This is a genomic window from Micromonospora yasonensis, from assembly GCF_026013475.1.
GTDB lineage: Bacteria > Actinomycetota > Actinomycetes > Mycobacteriales > Micromonosporaceae > Micromonospora > Micromonospora yasonensis.
On sequence record NZ_JAPDPH010000304.1, the window covers coordinates 1 to 7,092 of the forward strand.

Here is a 7,092-nt window from a genome sequence, read left to right on the forward strand (position 1 = left end):
GGTCGCCTCGTCCGCGGGCGCCGACCGGCTCGACGACCTGACCGCGCTGACCGACGGCTACTCCGCCGCCTTCGTCGGCGCCGGGATCATCGCCGCCGTGGGCGCCGTCGTCGCGGGACTCACCCTGCGCGCGGCGAAGCGGCAGCCGGCCGACGAGGCAGAGCCGGTACGCGTCGGATGAGCCGGTGATGTAACACACCGACGGCAGGCTTCGCTCCTCTCCGACGGTAGGTCGGATGCACGGCCGCACGACATGGTCGGTCCGTGACGCGTTTGCCGGCTCTGTCGCGTGCACCAGTTGACCCGACCGCTCATCGCCCCGCCGGCCGTCGGCCGGCTCATCGAAGGAGAGAACGGTATGCAGTGGACCCGCCCGAATCGCTGCGACAATTCCGGCCCGAACTGCCTTGAGGTGGCCCATACCCCGGACGGAGGCCGACTGCTGCGGAACTCGCAGCGGCCGGACGTCACGATCGAGGTCGACGCCCAGGAGTGGTCGACGTTCCTCGACTCGGTGCGGGCCGGCCAGGCCCTCTGAGCCGTGCTCGTAGGGCCGTTTCGACGGTGAGGCAGCAGCCGCGAGCGGTGTGGTAGCCGCAACTCCAACCGCCGATGACCCCTCGGTTCCGGTCACCCGGACCGAGGGGTCACTGCTTTCGTATGTCGCAGGGTCAGTTGCACTTATTGCAATGTGAGCATATGTTGTCGTCCGGTCGACGGGAGGGAAGTGCGCGACATGGGAGCGGGACACGATCACGGCCAGCAGGCGCTGCGGGCCGGCGCGAAGCACCGTGGCCGGCTGTGGGCGGCGTTCGGCCTTCTTGCGGCGTTCATGCTCATCGAGGCGATCGCCGCCTGGCTGACCGGTTCGCTCGCGCTGCTGTCCGACGCGGGGCACATGTTCACCGATGTCCTCGGCATCGGCATGGCCCTAGCGGCGATCACCGCGGCGAGCAGAGCCTCCCGCGACGGACAGCGCACCTTCGGCCTGTATCGGATGGAGGTGCTCGCCGCGCTGGCGAACGCCGTCCTGCTGTTCGGTGTGGCGATCTACGTCCTGCTGGAAGCGGTGCGCCGATTCGCCGAACCGCCCGAGGTGCTCGCCGGGCCGATGCTGGTCGTGGCGGTCGCGGGCCTGCTGGCCAACGTCGGGGCGTTCCTGCTGCTGCGCGCCGGCTCCGAGGAGAGCCTCAACGTGCGGGGGGCGTACCTGGAGGTGCTGGGTGACCTGTTCACCTCGGTCGGGGTGATCGTCGCCGCCGGCATCATCGCCGGCACCAACTGGTGGTACGCCGATCCGATCATCGCGGTGGCCGTGGGCCTGTTCATCCTGCCCCGCACCTACAAGCTGGGCCGGGCGGCCGTGCGGGTGCTGGTCCAGGCCGCGCCGCCGCACCTCGACGTCGCGCAGGTCCGCGACGCGCTGGACGCGGTCGAGGGCGTCGCCGGCGTCCACGACCTGCACGTGTGGACCCTGACCTCGGGCATGGAGGTCGCCTCGGCGCACCTGATCCTCACCCGCGAAGCCGACCTCGCCACCGTGCTCGCCGCGTCCCGCCAGGTGCTGCACGACCGGTTCGCCATCGAGCACGCCACCCTGCAGGCGGAGCCGCAGGACGCGGACGGGGTCTGTGCCGAGAGCGGTTGGTGAGGTTTCCCCGAGCGTCGGCGCTACCGTGAACTGACCGGGATGGTGCGATCGACGCTGCGAACCAGGGGTTGCCGATGTCGGGTGCTGCGGGCTCCGAGGTGGACGTGCTGGTGGTCGGGGCGGGGCCGACCGGCCTCACCATGGCGGGGCAGCTCGCCCGGTACGGCGTGCGGGTACGCCTCGTCGACCGGGCGTCCGGCCGGGCGCACGAATCGCGGGCGTTGGCCGTCCAGCCCCGCACGTTGGAGGTGCTGGCCGGTTCCGGGGTCACCGACGAGATGGTGGCGGCCGGCAACCAGGCGGTGCGGCTGACCCTGCACGCGGGTCGGCGGCAGCGCTCGGTGCGGCTGTTCGACCTGGGCCTGCCCGACACCGCGTACCCGTACCTGCTGCTCCTCTCGCAGGCGGAGACCGAGCGGCTGCTCGGCGAGCACCTGACGACCGTCGGGGTGAGCGTCGAACGCGGCGTCGAACTGGCCGGTCTGGACCTGACCGGCCGGGCGGCGGTCGCGACGTTGCGCGACCGCGACGGCCGGGTGGAGCGGGTGTCGACCCGGTACGTGGTGGGTTGCGACGGCGCGCACAGCGCGGTGCGGCAGTTCGCCGGAATCGGCTTCGAGGGCGCCGCCTACCCGCAGACCTTCGTGCTGGCCGACCTGGAGGTCGACGGCGTCGAGCCGGACGCGGCACACGCCTTCCTCGCCGGACGGGGGCTGCTGCTCCTCTTCCCGCTCGGTCACCCGGCCGGCTGGCGGATGGTGGCGATGCGGCCACCCGACGATCGCACCTCGCCGGGCGCACCGGTCCACCTCGCCGAGCTGCAGGCACTGGCCGACGCGTACGCGGGTGGTGGGCTGCGGCTGCACGACCCGGTGTGGGCGACGAACTTCCGGCTGCACCACCGGGCCGCCACCGCCTACCGGTCCGGGCCGGTGTTCCTGGCCGGCGACGCCGCGCACATCCACAGCCCGGCCGGCGCGCAGGGCATGAACACCGGCATCCAGGACGCGGTGAACCTCGGCTGGAAGATCGCCCAGGCCCTGCACACCGACGCCGACCCCGCCCTGCTGGACAGCTACCACGCGGAACGGGCCCCGGTCGGCCGGATGGTGCTGCGGTTCACCGACCGGGCCTTCACCGTCGCCACCTCCACCAACCCGCTGATCCGCTTCGCCCGTACCCGGCTCGCCCCCGCCCTGCTGCCGGCGGTCCTCGCGCCCCGGTTCGTGCGGGCCACCGCGTTCCGCACGGTCGCCCAGCTCGCCATCCGCTACCGGCGCAGCCCGCTGTCCACGGAAGGCCCCCGTGCGCCGCGGACCGGTCCGCGAGCCGGGGACCGACTGCCCGACGTCCCACTGGCCGGCGGCCGCTCGCTGCACCGGCTCGCCGCCGCACCCGGCTGGCACCTGCTGCTCTGCGGTCCGCCGCAGGGCTGGCCCGCCGACGAGATCGACGACCTGACCCGCCACCACCGTGGCCGGCTCACCGCCCACCGGCTGACTCCGGGAGCCGACGCCGAGGTCCTGCGCCGCCTCGGGGTGAGCCCCGGCGCCCACGCCGGCTACCTGGTCCGGCCCGACGGGCACGTCGGCTACCGCGCGGGCGGGACCGACCTGGCCGGCCTGCGCGGCTACCTGCGCCGGTGGGTCGGCCCGTAGTCGTCCCTTGCCGGCACGCCGCGCCGGGTGCCGGACCTGCTGCGGCCACCGGCGGTCCCCGCCCGCCTCGATGTCCGGGGCAGCGGTCAAGATCTCGGGCATGGAGTTCTTCTGCTACCACCGGGACCGGCGCGACTCCGCGTCACTGCGCCGCGAGCTGCTGCAGGAACACTGGTCCTACATGGACCGGTACGCGACCGAGATGATCGCCCGGGGGCCGACCTTCGCCGACGACGGCGCCACGCCCACCGGGAGCGTGCACATCGTCGACCTGCCGGACGCGGCGGCGGCCCGGGCGTTCGCCTTCGACGAGCCCAACTACCAGGCCGGTGTGTACCGGGACGTGCTGCTGCGCCGGTGGCGCAACACGCTGGGACGCACCATGTGGGACTTTCCTGGCGGCAGGACCGGTGGCAACCGGTACCTGGTGCTCGGCCTCGGCGGGGGCCAGGCCGCCGAACTCGCGGTGCCGCCCGGCCGGGACGAGCTGATCGCGTACGGGCCGCTGCTGTCCGACGACGGCGCCACCTGGCTGGGTACGGTGGCGCTGGTCCGGGCGTCGGACCCGGGCGAGGCCCGTGCCGTCCTGACCCCGCACCGGTACGCCGACATCGAGGTGCACCGCTGGGCGTTCGGCGGCCGGCCGTCCTGACCGGGGGAGGGCGGTGAACCGCCGGTGGCTCAGACCGGGGTCGCCGTCGGCGCCGGCTCCGGTCACTCCCGGCCCGTCGCTGCCGGGCTCCGTGTCCGGATCCGGCCACGAAGGATGTCTTCACACGAAGAACATCAGCACGTAGCCTGCCTGAAACGATTCACGACCGCGCGGAGGCAGGCGTGACACCTCGGACTCCCGGACCCCAGCCGCTGTTCAGGAGCCGGACCACGGTGATCGCGGCGGCGGCCGTCGTCGCGACGGTCGCCGCCGGCGCCCCACCGGCCTCGGCCGCCCCGGGCCACGCCCCGACCGCGCCGGCCGGGCTGACGGTCGGCGACCGGACCCGACCGCTCAACGTGGAGGGCATCCCCCAGTTCGGCTGGCTGCCCAGGGACGTCGACCCGGGAGAGACCCAGACCGCGTACCGGATCACCGTCACGACGGCCGGCGGCGACCTGATCTGGGACTCCGGCAAGGTCGCCTCCGACCAGCAGTCCTATGTGCCCTACGGCGGGCCCGCCCTGCGCGCCGGCACGGCGTACGAGTGGACGGTCCGCACCTGGGACCGCACCGACCAGCCGTCCCCGCCGGGCAGCGGCGCCTTCGAGACCGGCATCTCCGACAGCCAGTGGGAGGGTGCCAGCTGGATCCGCCGGGCCACCACCGAGGCCGACGACTACACCCTGGCCCGCACCGAGGTACGCCCCAACGCCAGCCCGGTGGTCCGCGCCCGCGCCTACACCGCCGCGGACCACACCTACGAGCTGTACCTCAACGGCACCCGCGCCGACCGCGGCACCTCCTTCGGCTATCCCGGCGAGGACTACTACCAGGCAGCCGACGTCAGCGACCTGGTCACCGCCGGCGAGCCGCTGGCCATCGGAGTGCGCTACCACTGGTACGGCAGCGGTCAGGGCCGCCCCGCCGGCAACCGGGGCCTGCTGATGAAGCTGGTCGTCGAGCACGCCGACGGCACCCGGGAGGTGTTCGTCACCGACGGATCGTGGCGGGTCGCCCGGGACACCCGGTTCGTCGCCGGCGCCGAGCGCCGCAACGGCGAGGGCGACCGGGTCGAGCGGCAGGACGCCCGCGCCGAGGTGACCGGGTGGACCCGGCCCGGCTACGACGACAGCGTCGCGCCGTTCACCGCGCCCCAGGTCGTCGGGGCGCACCCGAACGCGTCGTACCCGCACCTGATCGGCCAGGAGACCCGGCTGGCCGAGACCACCGTCGCCCCGGTCGCGCTGCGCACCGCCGACGACGGCACGGTGGTCGCCGACTTCGGCGTGGTCATTCCCGCCCGCCCGGTCGTACGGTTCGACGCGGGCGTGGCCGGCCGCACGGTCACCCTGCGGGCCGGCTACACCCTCACCGACACCGGCCGGGTCGCCACGTCCACCCTGCAGTCGCAGGGCACGAACATGAGCTTCCCGTACCTGCAGAAGGACGGCCCGCAGGAGTTCCGGGCGTTCACCCACCTCGGCTTCCGCTACCTGGAGATCCCCGGCGCCGATGAGGAAATCGCCCTCGACGACATCTCCGCCGTCGTCGTGCACACCGACGTTCCCGCCGGCCGGGACGCCACCTTCGCCAGTTCGGACACCACCCTCGACGCGGTGTGGACGATGCTGAAACGTTCCGCCCTCTACTCCGTGCAGGAGGCGTTCGTCGACACGCCCACCCGGGAGAAGGGCCAGTTCCTCGGCGACGCCGCGAACATCTCCTACGCCACGATGGGCGCCTTCGGCGAGCGCGACGCCACCCAGCAGGCCATCCGCGAGTTCCTCCGCTCCGCCGCCCGCTACTGGACCACCGGCGACGACCGGGGCCGCTACAACGCCGTCTATCCCAACGGCGACGGCAAGCGGGACATCCCCGACTACTCGCTGATGTTCGTCGACTGGGTGTGGCGGTACTGGACGCAGACCGGCGACCGGGCGCTGCTCGCCGAGGCGTACCCCGCCATCCGGGACACCGCCGACTACGTGCAGCGCCACATCCCGGCCACCGGCCCGACCGCCGGCCTGGTCACCGAGCTGGCCGGCGGCAGCGGCGCCTACCGCTACGGCATCGTCGACTGGCCCGAGCCCGGCCGCTTCGGCTACGACATGACGGCCGTGGCCCGGACCACCATCAACGCCCAGGGTGTGGACGTGCTGCGGACCACCGCCCGGATGGCCGAGGCGCTCGGCCGGCCCGCCGCCGAGGTCGCCGCGTACGACGGCCGGGCCGCCGACCTCACCGCCGCGATGAACGCCAAGCTGCGCCGCGCCGACGGCAGCTACGTCGACGGGCTGTCCGCCACCGGCGAGCAGAGCGGCCACGCCGGACAGCACGCCACCTCGTACGCCATCGCCCACGGCGTGGCTCCGCGCGCCGACCTGCCGGCGCTGGCCGACCACCTGGCGGCGATGGGCATGAAGCAGGGGCCGATGACCGCGCACTGGCTGCTGCGCGCGCTCGCCGACGCCGGCCGGCCCGACGCCGTGCTGCGGCTGCTCACCAACCCGGACGACCTCGGCTGGGCGAACATCCTCGCCCAGGGCGGCACGTTCACCTGGGAGGCCTGGACCCTCGACCCCGGCACCAACTTCAGCCAGTCCCACGGCTGGGGCTCGCAGGCCGTGGTCGACGTCCAGGAGAGCCTGCTGGGCGTCCGCACCGCCACGCCGGGGGCCGCCGTGGTGGACGTGGTGCCGCCCGCCGTCGGGCTCGACCACGCGGCCGGCACCGTGCCCACCCAGCGCGGCCCGGTCCACCTCGACTGGCGGCGTACCGGCGCCGGTCTGACGGCCGACCTCGACGTGCCGGTCAACGTCACCGCCCGGGTCGCCCTGCCGATCACCGACGGCATGTCCTACCGGGCGGCCGGCCCGAGCAAGGCCACCTTCGTCGGGATCCAGGACGGCCGCGCCGTGTTCGAGGTGGGCTCCGGCCGGTCCAGCTTCCACCCGGTCGCCGACACCGCCGCCCAGCCCCGCTGACCACGGTCCCGGCCGTCCACCGCCGGGACACCGCCCACGACCTCGGTGCGGACCGCCGCACAGAAGGGTGAGAACCATGACGCTCACGACGCGGCGCGTGCTCTCCGCGGTCGTCACACTGCTGCTCGGGCTGACGCCGACGGT

5 protein-coding genes and 1 pseudogene are annotated in these 7,092 nt (G+C 73.7%); all 6 read left to right on the forward strand.

Going from position 1 to position 7,092, the window contains the following annotated elements; all coding sequences use genetic code 11:
* Positions 1–181 (forward strand): annotated as a pseudogene (locus ONA70_RS33500) (MFS transporter); the annotation flags it as partial.
* A gap of 117 nt (positions 182–298) precedes the next feature.
* Positions 299–538: a DUF397 domain-containing protein gene (locus tag ONA70_RS33505; protein ID WP_265010490.1), complete on the forward strand. Its 240-nt coding sequence runs from the start codon at positions 299–301 to the stop codon at positions 536–538.
* Positions 539–736: 198 nt separating this feature from the next.
* Complete coding sequence (locus ONA70_RS33510; RefSeq protein ID WP_265010491.1) at positions 737–1,651, forward strand: cation diffusion facilitator family transporter; 915 nt, start codon at positions 737–739, stop codon at positions 1,649–1,651.
* A gap of 74 nt (positions 1,652–1,725) precedes the next feature.
* A complete protein-coding gene (locus tag ONA70_RS33515) occupies positions 1,726–3,309 on the forward strand; it encodes an FAD-dependent monooxygenase (RefSeq protein WP_265010492.1) in 1,584 nt (527 codons plus the stop codon).
* Positions 3,310–3,409: 100 nt separating this feature from the next.
* The gene (locus ONA70_RS33520; RefSeq protein WP_265010493.1) at positions 3,410–3,961 is read left to right on the forward strand and encodes a YciI family protein; all 552 of its coding nucleotides are present in this window, start codon (positions 3,410–3,412) and stop codon (positions 3,959–3,961) included.
* Between the two features lie 233 nt (positions 3,962–4,194).
* Complete coding sequence (locus ONA70_RS33525; RefSeq protein ID WP_265010494.1) at positions 4,195–6,948, forward strand: glycoside hydrolase family 78 protein; 2,754 nt, start codon at positions 4,195–4,197, stop codon at positions 6,946–6,948.
* Positions 6,949–7,092: the final 144 nt, after the last annotated feature.